This is a genomic window from Pseudarthrobacter sp. 10T415, assembly GCF_056394175.1.
Genome location: NZ_JBFTHJ010000009.1, coordinates 59,667 through 78,035 on the forward strand (window position 1 = coordinate 59,667; position 18,369 = coordinate 78,035).

Here is an 18,369-nt window from a genome sequence, read left to right on the forward strand (position 1 = left end):
AGTATCCACGCCCGTGCAGGCGGTCAACGGCGTGGGTTCTGTGGGCCGATCAGGAGGCAGACCGGGTATCGAACGCGGCCGCTGATTCACGCAGCAGCCGGGCAACGGTATCCAGCGGGGTGCTGGCCGGCCGGCGCCCCGCGAACCGCCGCAGGACGATGCGCCGGGTTCCCAGCCCGGGAACGTCCAGGACTTCCACACCATCCTGGACCACCCCGGCCAAGGCCAGGGTGGGGACGATCGCCACCCCTTCGCCCGCGGCGACAAGTGCCAGCGCCGTCAGGGTTTCCTGGTACTGGTGCACCGTTTCGATGTGGGCGCCCGTCGAGTGGCGGAGCCGTCCGATCACGGCGGCGTTGGCTGCTGACTGCTCGACGCCCAGCCACGGAAGCGGGAGCCGGCCAAGGTCCACGTTTTCGGTGGTCAGCAGCGCCCCGGTGGGGACCACCAGTTTCCATGGTTCGTCCAGGAGCGGCTCCTCGATCATCCCGGCCGCGAGTGTCCGCTGCTCCGCCGTGGTCGAGTCCAGCTCCACCACCACGGCATCGAGCTGGCGTTGGCGGAGCAGCCGCATCAGGGCGGGATAGTCGTCCTCCACGATCCGGATCTGCAGCTGGGGGAACTGGTTCCGCCACTCGGGGAGCCGCGGAATCACTACTGTCCGCACGAAGCTGGTGAACCCGCCGATGCGCACCACCCCTTCGATGGTGGCTCCGCTTTCCATCCGTGCGCGCGCCACGGTGAGGGCGCGCTCGATCTCTTCGCCCGCCTCTGCCATCGCCAGGCCGGCGGGTGTCAGCACCGAACCCTTCGGCGTCCGCAGTACCAGCGCCTGCCCCGTTTCGTGCTCCAGTTTGCTCAGTTGCTGGGACACCGCGGAGGGCGTGATCCTCAGCTCATCGGCCGCCGCGAGGACACCGCCCGTGCGGGCCACGGCCAGCAGCACCAGCAGGCGGCGCGGGTCGAGATTCATGTTAAGCCGTTCTAAACCTGGTCTTCAGAAGAATGCAATTGAACTACACCTCTTCCGGCCCCCACAATTGCCGTTAGGTAACGATTTCAGAGAGGACACCATGGAACTGCTGTGGGAAATTGCCGGTTGGGCCGGCGCCGTCGCCATCCTCAGTGCATACCTGACCGTCTCCATGGGGTGGCTGAAGGCCGGCAAGGCTTTCCAGACCGCGAACCTCGTGGGCGCGTCCGCATTCATCATCAACGGCGCCTTCCACGGTGCGTGGCCTTCCGTGGCCACAAACGTTGCCTGGTGCCTCATTTCCGCCGTGGCGCTTCTTCGCATGCGCGCCGCCGGCGGCTCTGCCAGCAATGACGCTCCCGCGGTGCAACTGCCCGGCGTCCCGGACGCCACCGGCCAGCTCGCCGTCATCGAGCCGCGCGTCAGCGGACCGTACCCCATTGAGGCGCGAGCGGTCGAAGCCTATGCAGCGGAGACCTATGCCGCTCAGCCCTACGTCGCTGAGCCTTACGCGGCATGCACGGCATCCGCCGTCGCACCCACACGGCAGGGCGCCGTCGCCGTCTAGCGGTGGCCATCGGGCACCGTGCTGATCAGTCAGTCTTCGCCGCGGTAGGACACCCGGCGGACCAGGACCTCACCGTCAACGGCGTAAACGCCGAACGCCCTCCCGGTGAAGGCCTTGGCGGTTTCGAAGGTCCAGTGCCGCCCGTCGAGCTCGGCCAACAGCACCTCCGGGCTCCCGCCAGGCCCGGCGGCGCGGACGGTCAGGCGGATCCTGTCGCCACCCACGGCGCCGGCGCTGAAGTCCGACGGCGGCGGGCTGGCCACGATGGCCAGTTCCACGTCGCCGGACGGAACCGTCGCCTCCCACGTCCGGTCAAAGCCGGCGACGACGGCACGCGCGGTGATCCTGACGCCGTCGCAGTCCTTACTCTGCCCCTGGCTGGCTTCGATGCCGAACCAGTTGTCCTCGGCGTTCCGCACGGCCACGCCCCCACTGCCCGTGGCGACGCTCAGCACCGCCCGGAATTCCATGCCGAGGTGGCGCTGGCGCTGGGCGAGGAAGCAGGGCCGGGGCGAACCCATGGTGCTCCCGTCGCCGGCGATCAGGAGGCCCTTGGACGTCGGCGCCGTGAATTCGGCGGGCATCCTGCGGACCCCGATCCAGGCGGGGTGGTCCGGGCCTGCACCGTGGGTGAAGTCGTACTCCGCCTGTTCCGGCCGCGTCCCGCCCACGACGGGAAGCTGCGCGTGGGGCCACCCGTCTTTCCACTCCACCCCGGTGAGGAAGGCTTCCCTGCCCAGGGGTGAAAACGCCTGGGTGAGGCCCACCGGACGCACGCCCAGCAGGACCATGGCCGTGCCGCCGTCGGGAAGCTCCACCAGGTCTGCATGCCCGGTGTTCTGGACCGGGGATCCAGTGCCTGCAGCGGTGAGGACGGGGTTGTGCGGCGCGGGCTCGAAAGGTCCGTCCGGGCGGCGTGACCGTGCCACGGTGACGGCGTGGCCCCTGTCCGTCCCGCCCTCCGCAGCGACCAGGTACCACCAGTCGCCGCGGTGGTAGAGGTGCGGCCCTTCCGGCGCATAGAGTCCGCTGCCGGACCACAGCGCGCGGGGCTGCTCAAGCGCTTCTCCAGTTGCGAGATCCACCCGCACCTGCTGGATGGCGTCCGGGTGGCGGGCGAAGGTGACATAAGCGGTGCCGTTCTCATCCCACGCGAGGTCCGGGTCGATGCCGTCCACCGCCCCGATGGCTGTGCCGTCGCTCCAGGGGCCGGCGGGGTCGGTGGCCGTGAACACCACGCAGCCCCGGCCGCCGAGGAAGATCGACACGATCAGGTAGAAGACACCGTCACGGTAGCGGAGGGTGGGCGCCCAGACTCCTCCGGGGGTGGGGACGTTGGCGAGCCGGACCTGCTCCTCGCGGGTGGCCACGTGCCCCACCAGCTCCCAGTCCTTGAGGTCCTTGCTGTGATAGATCGGCAGGCCCGGCAGGTATTCAAAGGAGGACGTGGCCAGGTAGTAGCCGTTCGGGGTGCTGACGATGCTGGGGTCAGGGTTGAATCCGGACAGGATGGGGTTGGTCTGCATCCAGCCATCCTGCCGCCTGCAGCCACGTCAGGGCCGGGCCGGTTTCACCCTTTGGAAGGCATTCTGCCCGGCAGGCTGCGCGTCCTTTACAGGAAGCTGTCCTCGCTGAGCTCGAAATCCTCGCCCCCTGCCAGTTCAACGCTGACGCGTCTCCCGTCCCACACGACGTCCCGCCGCACGGCCTCGGGCGAACGGAGCACCGCGCTCCCTAGGACCCCGCCGGACCACCGAAGGTCCACCCCGATGCCGCCCACAGCGCGCAGCCCCCTGACCGATCCCTCGCCCCATGCGGCCGGCAGTGCCGGGAGGAGCCGGATGGCGGCGGCGTCCGACTGCACCAGCATCTCCGCGATGCCCGCCGTCGTTCCAAAGTTGGCGTCGATCTGGAAGGGCGGGTGCGCGGTGAACAGGTTGGGGTAGACCCCGCCGCGTTCGGCCAGCCCCTCCCCGGCCACGCGCAAGGCGAGGTGCAGGCTCTCCTCCGCTTTGCCGGCGTCGCCCAGATGGGCCCACAGGCCGAGGCGCCAGGCCATGGCCCAGCCCGTCGATTCCGGGCCGCGGAGTTCCAGCGTCCGTGCTGCCGCGGCGGCCAGTTCCGGAGTGGCCTGCGGGCTCCATTCCTGCAGCGGGAACAGCCCCGCCAGGTGCGAGGTGTGCCGGTGTTCCGGCTCGTGTTCGGTGGCAGGGAAGGCCCATTCGAGGACTTCACCGCGGCCGCCGATGGCTGGCTGCGGAAGCGCCGCCACCTTCCGGGTGAGGTCATCGAGCCAAGGCACGGGGGCACCGAGCACTGCCGCCGCCTGCCGCGCCGAACCGCACAGAGCCCTGAGCAGGGAAACGTCCATGGTGGCGGACCTGCCCACCGCTGCGGGGCCGCCGTCGTCCGCGACAAAGCGGTTTTCGGGAGAGGTCGACGGCGACGTGTGCGTTCCGCTGTCAGCTTCGCCGATGATCCAGTCCAGTGCGAAGAGGGCCGCGCCTTCGAGGGCGGGCCACGACGCTTGGAGGCGGGCGAGGTCCCCCGTATAGGAGTAGTGCCGCCACACGGAGTCTGCCAGCCACGTTCCGCCCATCGCCCAACTGGCCCACATCGCGTTTCCCGTGCCGGCTCCCACCGCGAACGGGTGGCCCCAGGGGTCGGTGTTGTGGTGGGCCGCCCAGCCGCGGGCACCGTACAGGCCTGCCGCCGCGGTTCCGGTGCGGGCGAGGGTATCCACCAGCCGGAGCAGCGGGTCATGGCATTCCGCGAGGTTGGTTGTGAGGGCGGGCCAGTAGTTCATCTGGGTGTTGATATTGATGGTGTAGTTGCTGCTCCAGGGCGGTTGCAGCTGCTCGTTCCAGATGCCCTGGAGGTTGGCCGGGAACCCGGCCTCCCGCGAGGAGGCGATCAGCAGGTACCGGCCATAATGGAACAGCAGCGCCATCAGGGCCGAGTCTGACTTATCCCTTTCAAAGGCGCGGATGCGCTCATCGGTCGGCTTCCCTGCGGCGGCCGCCGAGCCGCCGCCGAGCTCGAGCGCAACGCGGCTGTAAAGCCCGGCGTGGTCGGCGAGGTGGCGCTCCATGGCCGGCTCGAAGGCTTCTTCCTTCAGTACCCCCGCGATCCGTGCGCTGAGGAGCCGTGCCAGCGCATCGGCGTCGTCCGCGGTGTTGGCGTGGCGGGCATAAGGGTGGTTGAGCACGGTGCCCGTCGCCACGACGATCCTGACAAAAGTGGCGCCCCGGATGCCCAGGACCCCGTGGGCAAAGCCGGCATCGCCGTCCGTGACAATGCCGGCGTGGACCGCACCGGCCCGGGAATCCGGGCCATAAACGACCGGTTCGGCAGCCTGTTCATGGGACGGCGCGACATCAGCGGGAAGCACCACGCCCAGCCGGACCTCCGTTCCCCAGTCCTGTGTGACGGCGCCCATGCCCCGTGCGGCGATCTTGTCCGGCGAGATCCCGATCCGCAGGTCAGCGGGCGCACCAAACGCAATGTCATGCACAATGACGGCGTCGGGGTGGGAAGCGAACGTCCGGTGACGCGCCTCGGAACCGTCCAGGAGGTAGCGGTGCCCGGCGATGCCTGTCCGGAGATCGAGCCACCGGGCGGGGCCATCTGCCGGAGCGGCGGTGCCGGCGGCTTCGACGGACACGACGGCGAACGGAAGGTACGCCTGTGAATGCGTGCTTTGGAAGGCCATCAGCAGGTCTTCCGCCCGCCGGACGTCACCGGCGTCGATGGCCTCGCGGACGGCCTGGAGCGTTGCCGTCCCCTCGGCCGGGTCGAGCAGCGGCGCGGACCGGTCCGTGGGGCCGGACCAAGCCGAGCCCTCGTTGAGCTGGATGCGCTCGCCGCCGGCCAGGCCGCGCAGCGTGGCACCGGTGAGGCCGTTGCCCACCGGCAGTGACTCGACGAACTGTTCCGCCGCCCCGCGGTACCAGAGCACGTGGCCGGGATCGGCGCAGGGCAGTTCGATGGCCGGCGGTTGCCCCGCGGCGGCCCGCCGGCTCAGTACTGGCCCTTGATCACGAAGTAGGAGCCGCGGATGGTGCCCGCGAGCTTGGATTTCTGGCGCGCAAACTTGAAGCTGGACGCCAATTCCTCCGGCACCTCCATGCCGTCGGACAGCTTAAATCCAACCGCCCGCTTTGCGCCTTCCTCGATGCCGTACATGACGTTGATGGAGAGCCCGGACTCGTAGAACACGTACGCCATCCGCAGCCCGTCCACCTCGAAGGAAGACACTTCAAGCGGCTTCGAGGCAATCACCAGGTCCCGCTCCTCGGCGAGGATGTTGTGGATGTAGGCGAGCGTCTCCGGATCGTCTTGGGCGGCGGTGACGGTGAAGTCATGGTCGTACTTGTTCTTGTAATAGCGTGCCTCGTTGGCGCGCAGCCCGGCAAGCGCGTCCACCACCGGTGACGATTCCAGGCCAACGGTGGAGACGTTCTTGAAATCCGCGGTGTATGGCATGAGTCCTCCTGGGTTTTGGTCCTGTGGCACATCGTTGCAGATCAGCGGCTGCCGCGCACTCACAGCTCTGGTTTGCGGGCAACCACGGTGTAGGTGCAGGGGACGAGGTCCCGCTCGGCTTCCGGCCACGCGTAACCGTCCGGCACGTCCACCATGCGGGGCGAGAACTTCCACGGCAGCGTGGTGCCTTCGTCCAGGCGGAGGATCTGCATCCCGGCGCCGATGAGGGAGTTGATGATGTCGGACAGCGGATGCGCCCACTGGTAGGTGCGGGAATGGGCCACCTTCCCGTCGCCCACATAGGTGGACTCCTCGTCCCACACCTGGGCTTCGCCGCGGTTAAAGTACGGGTAGCGGAGCTGCAGCCCCTCGGCGTCCTCATCCACCGCGTAGAGGGCAGGATGGCCGTCGCGGATGTAGAAGGTGCCGCCGGGTTTGAGGAGCGCTGCCACCTGGGACGCCCACTGCGCCAGATCCGGAAGCCAGGTGACGGTTCCGATGCTGGTGTAGACCACGTCGAAGTCGCCGGAAACGGCCAACCTCGCCTGCAGGACATCCGCCTCCACCCATGCCACCTTCAGGCCCAGCTTTTCCGCCAGGCCGGCAGCGGAGGCAAGGGCGGACGGCGAGAAGTCCAGGCCGGTGACCCGGGCGCCCGCACGGGCCAGCGACACCGTGTCCATCCCGATGTGGCACTGCAGGTGGCACACGTCCAGCCCGGCAACAGTTCCGTCAGGAACGAAGGGCGCGAGCGCTTCAAGATCGGTGCGCACCACGGGGGTCAGGTAGCCAGGATAATCCAGCGCTCCGAGTCCGTAGGCTTCCTCGTGCAGGGGCACCCGGTCTTCCCAGTTGTCCAGGTTGGTGGCGCGTGCGGTCTCCCAGTCGACCGCGAGGGGGCTGTCGCTCATTCCGGCAGCCTACATCGTTGTACAGCCGCGGGTACCGGAACACCCTCCATCATTACAGGATCCTGATACCGGCCCCGCTGATCTCAATTTCGGTGAGGGTGACCCGTTCGTCCGGAGAGCTGTTCGGCCAGTGGAAGCTCAGGTAGTCGCGTCCGCCGGCCGTGCGGAGGATCATGCCATGGCCGCCGTCGCTGGACCACAGAGGCTCGCGATGCTGCGTCCAGGGCCCGGTGATGGTCCCGCTGGCCGATTCGGCGACGCCCATCGCATACCCAGTCTCGCCGTGGCTGGACCACAGCATGAGAAGCCTGCCCTCAGCGGCGCGCACCAGGAACGGCCCGTCGGTGAACATGGGATCCGCGGCCAGGTTCAGACCCTTGGGAGGTTCCACGCCCTCCGGGAAACGAAGGGGACGGGTCCAGTTGGCCGAGGACGCCGCGAACAGGAGGACCGGCTCATCAACACCGGAGCGGAGGTCCTCGGACAGCCGCAGCGCGTACATTTTGCCGTCACCGATGCCTGCCTGGTCCGGCGTCCCCTCCGTCCCGCGGCTGTAGACCAGCCAGCGGGTGCCGTCGCCGTCGATATGCAGGGTTCCGTCCAGGCATGGCTGGGTTGCCGGCGTGACAGGTCCGTCGCTCCAAGGGCGGTAAGGGCCGGTGGGGCTGTCCGAGACCAGCACTGCTACCCCGCGGGGGCGCGCGCCAGTGGACGTGGCAAATGTGGCGAACATAAAGAACCGCCCGTCAAGGGCGTAGGCTTCCGGCGCCCAGAACTGCGTGTCGGCCCAGAACCCCGGTGGCGGGCGGAACGCGGCGACGGGACCGTCCCAGTGCTCCAGGTCGCGGCTGGTGTAGCAGTCAAAACCCGTTGCCGGCCCGCCCCACACGTTGGTGTCACTGGTTCCGAACAGGACGAACTCGCCGGGGGCAGGCTCCAGGATGAAAGGGTCACGCATCCGGATGTCCTCGAGGCGGAACTGCGGAACAGTCTCCTGTTGGCCCGTCATCGGCTTACCTCATAGTCGGGGGCAGGCGCCAGCGCCGCTTCGAAGTGGTGCGTTCCGCCCGTGACGCCGTGCCGCGCACCGTCCGGAAGGACGACGTCGGCCGCCACCCCGTCCGGGACGGTCGCCTCGAGCCGGAACCCGCCGTCGTCGTACTTCCACGCGGTGCGGACCTCGCCGTGCGGGGTCTTCAGGGACGTGGACGCCCAGTCGATCCCCTCCCCCGGCTGCGGCTGGATGAGCACCCGTGCATAGCCGGGCTCCAGCGGCCGGATTCCGCCGATGGCCTTGTGCATCCAGTCCGCCACGGCGCCCAGGGCGTAGTGGTTGAAGCTGGTCATTTCGCCCGGGTTGATGGTGCCGTCCGGGAGCATGGAGTCCCAGCGTTCCCACACCGTGGTGGCGCCCATGGTCACGGGGTACAGCCAGGATGGGCAGCCCTCCTCCAGCAGCAGCCGGTACGCCTCGTCCACGTGCCCGGTGTCCGTCAGTGCGTGGGTGATGAACGGCGTCCCCGCGAAGCCGGTGGACACCCGGTATCCGTTGTCGCGGACCAGTTCGGCCAGGCGGTTGCCGGCGAATTCCCGCAGCTCCGGCGTCAGCAGGACGTCGAAGGCGATGGCCAGCGCGTAGACGGTGGTGCAGTCGCTGGAAATGGTGCCGTCGGCCGCCACGTAATGCTCGGCGAAGGCGTTCCGCACCCGGGCGGCGAGCGCCTCGAAGGAGGCCTCGTCGTCGTGCTTCCCCAGCAGTCCTGCGGCCCGGGCGGTGAGAATTGCGGTCCGGTACATGCAGGCGGTGGCCACGACGGCGGTGTCCGCCTTGGCTGCCCACGGCTGGTCCGGCGCGGCGTCGGGATCGAGCCAGTCACCGAACTGGAAGCCCGAATCCCACAGCCCGACGGGCGAGAGCAGGCCTTCCACCCGGCGGGTGTGGGCGGCCATCGATTCGTACTGGTTCTCCAGCACGGACAGGTCGCCGTAGGCCTCCCACAGGGCCCAGGGCACCCAGACGGATGCCTCGCTCCACAGCGCGGAGGATTCCGGGGCGGGGAATTCAGCCGGCTGCGGGCAGTACTTCAGGACGTCGGGCACGGTGATGGGGACCAGCCCGTCCTGCGCCTTCTGCTCCGCGGCGAGGTCCAGCAGCCAGTCCTGCAGGAAGCCCTTGACGTCGTAGAGGAAGGCGGCGGTGGGCGCGAAGACGCCGATGTCGCCGGTCCAGCCGAGCCGTTCGTCGCGCTGCGGGCAGTCCGTGGGCAGGTCCAGGAAGTTGCCGCGCAGGCCCCAGACGATGTTGCGGTGCAGCTGGTTCACCAGTTCGTTGGAGCACTCGAAGGTGCCGGTGCGCTCCAGGTCGGAGTGGACCACCACGGCTTCGAGGTCATCGGCACCGAGGTTCCCAGGCCAGCCGGTCACCTCGGCGTAGCGGAAGCCGTGGAAGGTCTTGGTGGGCTCGAAGGAATCCTGGCCGCCGGAGAGGATGAACGTGTCCGTGGCCTTCGCCGTGCGCAGCGGCCGGACGCCCAATTCGCCCTCCTCCAGCACTTCGGCATGCCTGATGGTGATGGTGTGGCCCGCTTCGCCCTGCACGGTGAACCGCAGCCAGCCAACCAGATTCTGGCCGAAATCCACCAAAGTCTTTCCGCCCGGCGAGGTGAAGACCTCGACGGGACGTACAACGCCGGCACGCACCACGGGCGGGCCCACCGGCTCAGCCAGCCGCCCGACGTCGAACGCCACCTCGCGCGCACCGGTCCAACCGGTGCCGGGCACGAAGCCCGGTTCCGCCCAGCCCTGCTGGAGCCGGCGGGAATCGATGGTTTGGCCGTCGTAGAGGTCGTTAAAGGTGGTGGCGGACAGGCCGGCCTGCCAGGACGCATCCGAGGCAACGGACTGGACGTGCCCGTCGGCGAACTCGATGTCCATCTGGCCGAAGAACCCCAGCTCGCTGCCGTAGAGGTTGGACATGCCGTGCCAGGCCAGCCTGCCGCGGTACCAGCCGTTGCCGAGCTCGACGCCGATCACTGTGGTGGGCCGGATGAGTGCGGTGACGTCGTAGCTGCGGTGGCGGAGGCGCCACTCGTAGGAGCTCCAGCCGGGGCTCAGCACATCCGGACCCGCGGGGACGCCGTTGATGGACGCCTCGTAGACGCCCAACGCGGTGGCCCGCAGCGTCGCCTTCACCACGGCGCCGTGGCCCTCCTCAAGGGTGAACTCCTTGCGGAGCAGCGGAGCGCCGTCGAAGTCGTTTTCGGGCGTGATCATGGCGGCGAGCCAGGAAGCTGAAGTCATGGAGGGAGTGTTCCGTTCTGGTGGAAGCAGGGTCAAGGGTGGTTCGGTCCGCGAAAAGGCAGGCGCCGTCAGGCGTAGTGGCAGGCGACGTCCGCCGTGCCCACGCGCCGCAGCGCCGGGCGTTCGGTGGCGCAGAGTTCGGTGGCGAGGGGGCAGCGGAGCCGGAAGGGGCAGCCGCCGGGACCGGGTACTGCGGCGGCGCCGGTACGGACTCCGAGCGATTCGCGGGCTTCCCGTCGGGCGGCCTGTTCGGCGGGCCGGGGCACGGGTGAAGCGGCCACGAGGGCCTGTGTGAAGGGGTGCCGCGGGTTTTCGGTGACGGCCGCCGCCGGTCCGCTTTCCATGACCTGGCCGCGGTAGAGCACCACCACGCGCTGAGCCAGGAACTGCACCACGGCGATGTCGTGGGCGATGAACAGGTAGCTCAGGCCGCGCTCGTCGCGGAGGTCGGCCAGGAGGTTGAGCACCTGCGCCTGGGTGGAAAGGTCAAGCGCGCTGACGGCTTCGTCGCAGACCACCAGCTGGGGGTCGCAGATCAGGGCCCGCGCCACGGAGATCCGCTGCCGCTGGCCACCGGAGAACTGGCTGGGGTAGCGGTCCACGGCCTCGCGCGGGAGCCCGACGCGTTCCAGCATGTCCTCAGCCTTGGCGCGGGCCTCTGCCGCCGGCACGCCACGGAGGCGCAGCGGTTCCGCGAGGGATGTACCCACAGTGTTGCGGGGGTTCAGGGAGGAGTTGGGGTCCTGGAAGACGGCCCGGAGTTCGCCGCCGAGGGCCCGGCGCTGGGCGGCGCCGGCCGAGGTAATGTCCTTGCCCTGGTAGCTGATGGACCCGCCGGAAACCTTCTGCAGTCCCAGGATGGCCTTGCCGATGGTGGACTTGCCGGAGCCCGACTCCCCCACCAGCCCCACGGTTTCGCCGGGGGCGATGCTGAAGCTGACATGGTCGGCGGCGGCCGGTGCGGCGGCTGCCTTGCGTCCCCGGCCGTAGCGGACCACCAGGTCCTTGACCTCCAGCATGGAGGTGCCGTCGTGGGGAAGGGTGGAATCGGTGCGTTCCGTGACTGCGGTGCTCATGCCAGGTCCTTCTCGATGACGGCGGTGTGCTGGGAGGTGGCGGTGGTGTGCTGGGAGCTAATCGGGAGGAGGCGGGCGGCGGGCACATCGGTGGCAAGCCAGTCCATGCCCTCGACGGCCAACTGGTCCGCCTTGACGCAGCGCACCAGGCCCTCGCCGGTGCCGGACGCCAGCAGCGGAACGGGGTCCGTGCAGGCGGAGCCGGCGAACTGGCACCTGGCGGCGAAGCGGCAGCCGGTGGGCCAGTCCTTGGGCTGCGGCACCTGGCCTTGAATCGTGGCCAGGCGTTCGGGCATGTTGTCCGCGTCGTTGGCGTGCGGGTCCGCGGCCAGGAGGGCCAGGGTGTAGGGGTGGCGCGGGTTGTCCAGGATGGCGGCGGTCTTGCCGTTTTCCACCACCTGGCCGGCGTACATCACGGCCACCTGGTCGCAGATGTCCGCCACTACGCCGAGGTCGTGCGTCACCATCACCACTGACATCCCGGTGTCCTTGACCAAGGCCCGGAGCAGGGACAGGATTTCGGCCTGCACCGTGACGTCCAGGGCGGTGGTGGGCTCGTCCGCCACCAGCAGCCGGGGCTGTCCGGAGAGGGCGAGTGCGATGGCAACGCGCTGGGCCATGCCGCCGCTGATCTGGTGCGGATAGGTCTTCAGGATTCGCTGGGCGTCCACGATGCCCACCTTTTCCAGCAGGTTCCGGGCCTCCGTGCGCGCCTCGGACTTGCCCATGCCGCGGAGCCGGCGGATGGCTGCGGTGAGCTGGTACCCCACGGTGAACATGGGATCCAGTGCCCGCATGGGCTCCTGGCTGATCAGCGCGATGTCGCGGCCGCGGATGCCTTCCATGTCCTTCTCCGTTGCGGCGGCGAGATTCCTGCCGTTCCAGAGGATCTGCCCACCGCTGACGGAGACGCCGGAGGGCAGCAGCCCCAGCAGGGACAGCGCGGTCATGGTCTTGCCGCAGCCGGATTCGCCCACCAGGCCCAGGACGCTGCCCGGTGCGACATCGAAGGAGACGCCGGTGACAAGGGCGACGCCGTTGCCCGTACCAGCACCGTCGACGCCGACGGAAAGGTTGCGGACGCTGAGGGTTCCGTTCCCGGGGGCCTCCTGCGCCTCTGCGTCCTTGGGTGCCGGGGCGGCGGCGATCGCGGCGACCGCTGCCGCCCGCTGCCTCCGCGCGGCGGCGGAGGGAAGGTGCGGTGCGGCGGCGTTGGGCGCCTTGCCCAGGGCGTTGCCGATGGCGTTGGCGGACAGGACTGTCAGCGCCAGGACGGCGCCGGTGGGAACCATCATCCAGGGGGCGTCATAGACGTGCTGCGAGGCGCCCTGGATCATGCCGCCCCAGCTGGGCTGCGGGAGGGGCGGGCCGAAGCCGATGAATGCCAGGCCGGCCTGGATCAGCATGCCGACGGCGAAAATCAGGGCCGCCTGCACCACGATGGTGTTGGCCAGGCCGGGAAGGACGTGGCGGAGGCTGATGCCCACCGGGCTGAGGCCGTCCACCTTGGCGGCGTCAACATAGAGCTGGGACTGCAGGGACTTGGCCTGGCCCAGGACCACCCGGTAGATGCCAGCGGACATCAGGATGCCCAGGATGGCCATGATGAGCGGAATGTTGGTTCCCACCGCGCCGATCACCGCCAGGATGATCACGGTTCCCGGCAGGGACATCATGACTTCCGTGATCCTGCTGATGACGGCCTCGGTACGTTCGGCACCGGCGGCGGCCATGGCCAGGAGGGTACCCAGCCCGACGCCGACAATCACCGTGATCAGCGAGGTCCCCAGGGTGCCGGCGGCCGCGGCGAAAATGCGGCTGAGGATGTCCCGGCCCAGTTCGTCGGTGCCGAGCCAGTGGGCGGCGGTGGGGCCGGAGAGGACGGCGGTGAAGTCCTGGTCTTCGGTCTTGAAGGGCAGCCACAGCGGCGCCGTCAGGGAGGCAATGACCAGGGCCGCCAGCCACACCAGGCCGGCCACTGCTCCCGGCGAGCCGAAGAGCCGGTGCCGGGAGAACCTGGCGAGTGCCGCCTTGCCGGAGCGTGGCACGGAGGCTCCTGCCGCCGTCGTACTTCCTGCCTGGTCCGCGTCCGCGGGGGCCGGGGCAACTGTGGGAATCATGAGGCACGCAACTTCGGGTCGAGGAACTTGGTGGCCAGCTCCAGCACCAGGTTGACGGCAACCACCACCACGGTGGCGATCACCACCACGCCCTGGACTGCGGGGGCGTCATGGGTGCTGACGGAGGTCTGAACGGCCTGGCCCAGGCCGGGCATGGCGAACAGCTGCTCCGCGATGACGGAACCGCCGAACAGGCCGATGAACTGCAGGGCGATGCCGGCAACGATCGGCAGGCTCGCGTAGCGCAGGGCGTGGATGTAAAGGATCTTCCAGGTGGGGGTGGCAGTGGCGCGCAGGGTGCGGATGTGTTCCTGCTGCAGCGCCTCGAGCATGGAGGCCCTGGTCTGGCGGGCGATGAAGGCCGCCCCGCCCACGGCCAGCGTGATGACCGGCAGCGCCAGGGACAACGCCCAGTCCTGCGGCGAGACCTCGAACGGGACGTAGCCCGTGGCCGGGAAGACCGAGGACTGGACGGCGAGGAGGTAGACCAGGATGATGCCCACCCAGAACGCCGGCAGGGCCACGAGGAGCCCCACGAACCCGCCGATCACCTGGTCCAGGAGACCGCCGCGGACCGCTGCGGTGACGCCCAGGGCGATGCCGAGGATGGCGCTGAGGACCGTGGCTCCGGCGGCGAGGGATGCCGTCACCGGCAGGCGGGCCGCCAGGTCGGCGCTGACGGAGCGGCCGTCAATCAGCGAGACTCCCAGGTTTCCCTGCACCGCGTCGCCCAGCCAGCGGAAGAACTGGGAGAACAGCGGATCGTTCCAGCCGAGCTGCTGGTTCAGCTGGTCGATCGCGTCCTGGGAGGCGCCGGCGCCGAGCGAAACAGCTCCCGGGCTGCCGGGCATCGCGTGCACCAGCAGGAACGCCAGCACCGCAACCACCAGCACCGTGGCGAGCGCCATGAGCAGGCGCTTGGCAACGAACAATGCCATGGGGTGACCTCCGTTGGTCTTGCCCGGCGCCTCCGTTGGTGGGCAGGCGCCGGGCGGGTTGGATCAGTTGGTGGGCTTGTAGGACGAGAGCAGCGGGTAGGCGTTGGTGCCGGCGAACTGGACTTCCTGGACCTTCTTGGTGTTGTAGCCCCAGTTGGACAGTGATTCGAAGAGCGGGATCAGCCAGCCGGACTCCACCAGCCGGGTGTTCAGCTTGGTCAGTGCCGTCTTCCGGGCGGCGTCGTCCTTGGCGGCGGCGGCTTCGCCGGTGGCGGCGCTCAGCTGATCGTCGGTGGCCTTCTGGACGTTGGTGAAACCGTTGAGGATGGCGCCGTACATCAGGCCGATCGGGTTGTCCCAGCCCAGCGGTGCGTAGCCCAGCGGGGTGGTGGCAACGGCGGCGAAGGCCTCATCGGTTGAGGCGGCCATCTTCACGTTCATGGTGATGCCCACCGCTGCGAGGTCCTTCTGGACAGCCTGCAGGTCGGTCTGGGTCTGGGCGCCGGCGATGATGGTGAACTCGAAGCCGTTGGCGTAGCCGGCCTCGGCCAGCAGGCTCTTGGCCTTCTCCGGATCGTAGGCGAACGTCTTCTCCAAGTCCGCGGTGAAGCCGGCCGAGTCCTTCGGAAGGGCGTTCCAGGTGGGGATGTCACCCTTGTGCAGCGCGTCCACCAGGGCCTGGCGGTTGATGGCGTGCTGGATGGCCTGGCGGACCTTTTCGCTGGCGAACGCGGGGGCGGTCTTGCCGGTTTTGTCGAACGAAATCATGGTCTGCACCGTGCCGCCGATGCGGGACACGCCCACGCCCTTGGACTTCGCGAAGTCCACGGTGGGCGAGGTCAGCTGGGCCACGTCGGCTTGGCCGGACACCAGCGCGTTGGCCCGGGCCTGCGGGTCCATGATGACGTTGAAGACGATCTTGCTGTACGCGTAGTCCGCGGCGTCGTCGTTCTTCTCGTTCTTGACCATCACGTACTTGTTGCCCTTCACCGTGGACGGGTCAAGGGTGTAGGGGCCGGAGCCGTCGGGCGTGGTGGCGAGGCTGGCGGTGTCGGCGACGCCCGCCTTGCCCACAATCATGCCCATGGTGGAGGTGAGGTTCTTCTCGAAGCCCGGCTGCGGCTTGGCGAAGGTGATGGCCACCTGGGTGGGGCTTACGACGTCGACACTTGCGATTTCCTGCGCCCCGCCCTTGGCGATGGCTGAGTAGGTGCTCAGGGCGGTGTCGGTGCGGCGGTCGAAGTTGGCCTTCACCAGTGCGGCGTCCAGGGTGGAACCGTCCGTGAAGGTGACGCCGTCCGCGAGGGTCAGGGTGAGGACGGTGCTGTCTGCGTTGTACTCGAACTTCGTGGCCAGGCCGGGGCCGGCCGTTCCATCGGGCTGGAGGTCCAGGAGGGTGTCGTACAGGCCTTCCATGAACTGGCGCTGGGCGTCTGCCACGCGGATGGGGTCGTAGCCGAAGGACGCCGAGTCGCTTTCGACGCCGATGGTCAGGGTGGACTTGTCCACGGTGGCCGCCTGCTGGCTGCCGCCGCCGCAGGCGGCCAGGGAGCCCATCAGCAGGGCGCCGGTCAGGACGGCAGCGCTGCCGCGGGCGGTGGTGGTCAGGAGTTTCATCGGGTGCGCCTTCGCATTCTTCTGTGACTGCAACGGAAAGAAAGGGGGCCGGTGGTGTCCGGCACCTTTCAAGAATCAGCCGGGGCCGTCAGGGCCAGACATGACAATGTCATTGATTGAAAAAGTATTGTGGCGGGGGTCACGCGGCCGGACAGGATGGATGAAGGCAGAGACGCCTGGGCGCCGCCTGGCCGGCCCCCAACACGAGAGGAACCACATGACCAACCCGTTTCCGCAGGACTTTCTTTGGGGCGTGGCCACCGCCGGCCACCAGGTGGAAGGCAACAACGTCAACAGCGATACCTGGTTCCTGGAGCAGCTGCCCGGGACCATCTTCGCGGAGCCGTCCGGGGACGCCGTGGACCACTACCACCGCTTCCGCGAGGACATTGCCCTGATTGCCGGGCTGGGCTTCACCAGCTACCGCTTCTCCCTGGAGTGGGCTCGGATCGAGCCGGCCGAAGGCCAGTTCTCCGTGGCCGCGCTGGACCACTACAAGCGCGTCCTGGAGGCCTGCGTTGAGCACGGCCTCACCCCAGTGGTGACGTTCCACCACTTCACCTCACCGCTGTGGCTGTTGCAGTCCGGCGGCTGGGAAGGTGCCCGCACGGCCGAGCTGTTCGCCCGGTACTGCGACCGTGCCATGGCGCATTTCGGCCACCTCATCGGCGTCGCGTGCACGTTGAACGAGCCCAATCTGCCCTGGCTCCTGGAGTCCTTCGGCATTGGCGGAGAAGCCCCGGAAAACCGCGGCTCCGTACCGATCTGGGCTGCCGCAGCGCAGCGCCTCGGCATTGACGCAAGCACCATTGCCCCGTTCCAGTTCTGCTCCACTGAGGCCGGGTTCGCCGTGAAGCTGGCCGCGCACCAGGCTGCCACCGCCGCGATCAAGGCCCACCGCCCGGACCTCCAGGTGGGCTGGACGCTCGCCAACTCCGACATCCAGGCCATCCCCGGCGGCGAGGAAATTGCGGACAAGGTGCGCCGCGACGTCAACGAGCGCTTCCTCGAAGCTTCCCGGGGCGATGACTTCGTTGGCATCCAGACTTACGGCCGCACGGTGTACGGCCCGGACGGCCATGCACCCGCGCCGGACGGCGTGGAAACCAACCAGATGGGTGAGGAAATCTACCCGCAGGCCATTGAGGCCACTGTCCGTGAAGCCGCCCGCCTGGCCGGCATTCCGGTGATGGTCACCGAGAACGGCCTGGCAACCGAGGACGACACCCAGCGCGTTGCCTACCTGCAGGCAGCGGTGGACGGCGTTGCCTCCTGCATCGCGGACGGCATCGACGTGCGCGGGTACATCGCGTGGACCGCGTTCGACAACTTCGAGTGGATCTTCGGCTACCGGCCCAAGTTCGGCCTGATCGCCGTGGACCGCACCACCCAGGAGCGCACTCCCAAGGAGAGCGCGCACTGGCTGGGCAGCTTCGCCCGGAAGCAGGCATCCCAGGTGGCCCTGCCCGCCTGATCATGGCGAATGGCCCGGATTTCCCATGGAGATCCGGGCCATTTCCTTTTGTGCTGCTACGCCTGCAGCCGCAGCTTGGCGGCGAAATCGGCCATGATCAGCCTGGTATCCACGGAGGTGTAGGTGCGGCGCACGGGCTGGGTGCCAGCCTCCGTGAACGTGGAGGTGACGTCGTCGAGCCCCGTTACTACCAAAGGGGCGCTGTCCCCCAGGCACCACAATGGCCCGAACTTCACGAAGTCCGGCACGTCCAGGCCGTGGAAAAGCTCCCACAGCCAGGCGCCGGCGGCTCCGGCTGTGCGGAACAGCTGGTCCAGCTCCGCCACCGGGGCAACAATTTGCCGGTACGTTTCGGCCGGGAACTGCCACACGGCAAGGTCCTGGTTGCCCAGCACGAAGTCGGCAGCGGCGGGATCGGTGAAGTAGTTGTATTCGTCGTCGTTGACCTCGGCTCCGCCCACCCACGCAAGCGTGAACGAAGACGCGATGGCCGGCTCCAGCAGGAGTGCATCGGCAACATTCGTCAGGGGACCTGCGCAGACCAGGACCAACGGAAGGCCTCCCGCGGCCGGTTCGGCAGCGGCGGCGACGATGGCCCGGGCCGCTGCCGATTCCCGCGGTTGTCCCGTGAAGGGGGCATCGGGTCCGGCCTGGACGGTTGACGGTTCCGGCAGCTTGAGGACCCGCAGCAGGTCCGCCGCCACATCCGCCCCGGCAACGGCCCGGCCTTGCGGCGGCCCAAACATGGGATTCGTCAATGACGACGTGACAGCAACGATCCGGTTGGTCGGGGACAGCGCGTGATGCGCCAGCCCCACCAGCCCGTCCGGGTCACCTGCCCAGTCATTGTCGATAATGACCCTGCACCGGGGTTCAACCGGAATCATGTCCATCATGGTCCTTTACA

General features: G+C 68.6%; 14 protein-coding genes. 2 read left to right on the forward strand and 12 right to left on the reverse strand.

Translation table 11 applies throughout. The annotated features are described in order from the left end of the window. Positions 1 to 49 precede the first annotated feature (49 nt). The gene (locus tag AC1DBN_RS13080; RefSeq protein ID WP_091717577.1) at positions 50 to 973 is read right to left on the reverse strand and encodes a LysR family transcriptional regulator; all 924 of its coding nucleotides are present in this window, start codon (positions 971 to 973) and stop codon (positions 50 to 52) included. Positions 974 to 1,073: 100 nt separating this feature from the next. On the opposite strand from AC1DBN_RS13080, the gene AC1DBN_RS13085 reads away from it, so the two are divergent. Beyond that, a complete protein-coding gene (locus tag AC1DBN_RS13085) occupies positions 1,074 to 1,541 on the forward strand; it encodes a CBU_0592 family membrane protein (protein ID WP_091717575.1) in 468 nt (155 codons plus the stop codon). 29 nt (positions 1,542 to 1,570) lie between these two features. On the opposite strand, the gene AC1DBN_RS13090 is transcribed toward AC1DBN_RS13085, so the two are convergent. The 10 genes from AC1DBN_RS13090 to AC1DBN_RS13135 all read right to left on the reverse strand — a co-directional run bounded on the left by AC1DBN_RS13090 (position 1,571) and on the right by AC1DBN_RS13135 (position 15,988). Continuing rightward, a complete protein-coding gene (locus AC1DBN_RS13090) occupies positions 1,571 to 3,067 on the reverse strand; it encodes a glycoside hydrolase family 43 protein (RefSeq protein WP_091717573.1) in 1,497 nt (498 codons plus the stop codon). A gap of 86 nt (positions 3,068 to 3,153) precedes the next feature. Continuing rightward, a complete protein-coding gene (locus tag AC1DBN_RS13095) occupies positions 3,154 to 5,499 on the reverse strand; it encodes a glycosyl hydrolase family 95 catalytic domain-containing protein (RefSeq protein ID WP_477723398.1) in 2,346 nt (781 codons plus the stop codon). A gap of 62 nt (positions 5,500 to 5,561) precedes the next feature. Beyond that, complete coding sequence (locus tag AC1DBN_RS13100; protein WP_477723399.1) at positions 5,562 to 6,026, reverse strand: phage tail protein; 465 nt, start codon at positions 6,024 to 6,026, stop codon at positions 5,562 to 5,564. Positions 6,027 to 6,085: 59 nt separating this feature from the next. After that, on the reverse strand, positions 6,086 to 6,937 hold the full coding sequence (locus AC1DBN_RS13105) for a class I SAM-dependent methyltransferase (RefSeq protein WP_477723400.1): 852 nt from the start codon (positions 6,935 to 6,937) through the stop codon (positions 6,086 to 6,088). A gap of 52 nt (positions 6,938 to 6,989) precedes the next feature. Continuing rightward, a complete protein-coding gene (locus AC1DBN_RS13110; RefSeq protein ID WP_477723401.1) occupies positions 6,990 to 7,946 on the reverse strand; it encodes a glycoside hydrolase family 43 protein in 957 nt (318 codons plus the stop codon). Continuing rightward, a complete protein-coding gene (locus tag AC1DBN_RS13115) occupies positions 7,943 to 10,237 on the reverse strand; it encodes a family 78 glycoside hydrolase catalytic domain (RefSeq protein WP_477723402.1) in 2,295 nt (764 codons plus the stop codon). The genes AC1DBN_RS13110 and AC1DBN_RS13115 overlap by 4 nt, the downstream gene beginning before the upstream one ends. A 68-nt stretch (positions 10,238 to 10,305) precedes the next feature. Then, entirely contained in the window at positions 10,306 to 11,313 is a 1,008-nt protein-coding gene (locus tag AC1DBN_RS13120; RefSeq protein WP_477723403.1) for an oligopeptide/dipeptide ABC transporter ATP-binding protein, read from the reverse strand. Then, positions 11,310 to 13,433 carry a dipeptide/oligopeptide/nickel ABC transporter permease/ATP-binding protein gene (locus AC1DBN_RS13125; protein WP_477723404.1) on the reverse strand — a complete coding sequence of 708 codons (2,124 nt, stop codon included), beginning with the start codon at positions 13,431 to 13,433 and terminating at the stop codon, positions 11,310 to 11,312. Before AC1DBN_RS13125 ends, AC1DBN_RS13120 begins: the two co-directional genes overlap by 4 nt. Then, positions 13,430 to 14,371 carry an ABC transporter permease gene (locus AC1DBN_RS13130; protein WP_477723405.1) on the reverse strand — a complete coding sequence of 314 codons (942 nt, stop codon included), beginning with the start codon at positions 14,369 to 14,371 and terminating at the stop codon, positions 13,430 to 13,432. Before AC1DBN_RS13130 ends, AC1DBN_RS13125 begins: the two co-directional genes overlap by 4 nt. Before the next feature lie 63 nt (positions 14,372 to 14,434). Further along, entirely contained in the window at positions 14,435 to 15,988 is a 1,554-nt protein-coding gene (locus tag AC1DBN_RS13135) for an ABC transporter substrate-binding protein (protein WP_091717559.1), read from the reverse strand. Between the two features lie 217 nt (positions 15,989 to 16,205). Between AC1DBN_RS13135 and AC1DBN_RS13140 the strand changes: the two genes are divergently transcribed. Then, entirely contained in the window at positions 16,206 to 17,462 is a 1,257-nt protein-coding gene (locus AC1DBN_RS13140; RefSeq protein WP_477723406.1) for a glycoside hydrolase family 1 protein, read from the forward strand. 56 nt (positions 17,463 to 17,518) lie between these two features. Here AC1DBN_RS13140 and AC1DBN_RS13145 read toward each other — a convergent pair whose 3' ends face one another. Then, entirely contained in the window at positions 17,519 to 18,349 is an 831-nt protein-coding gene (locus tag AC1DBN_RS13145; RefSeq protein WP_477723407.1) for a nucleoside hydrolase, read from the reverse strand. Positions 18,350 to 18,369: the final 20 nt, after the last annotated feature.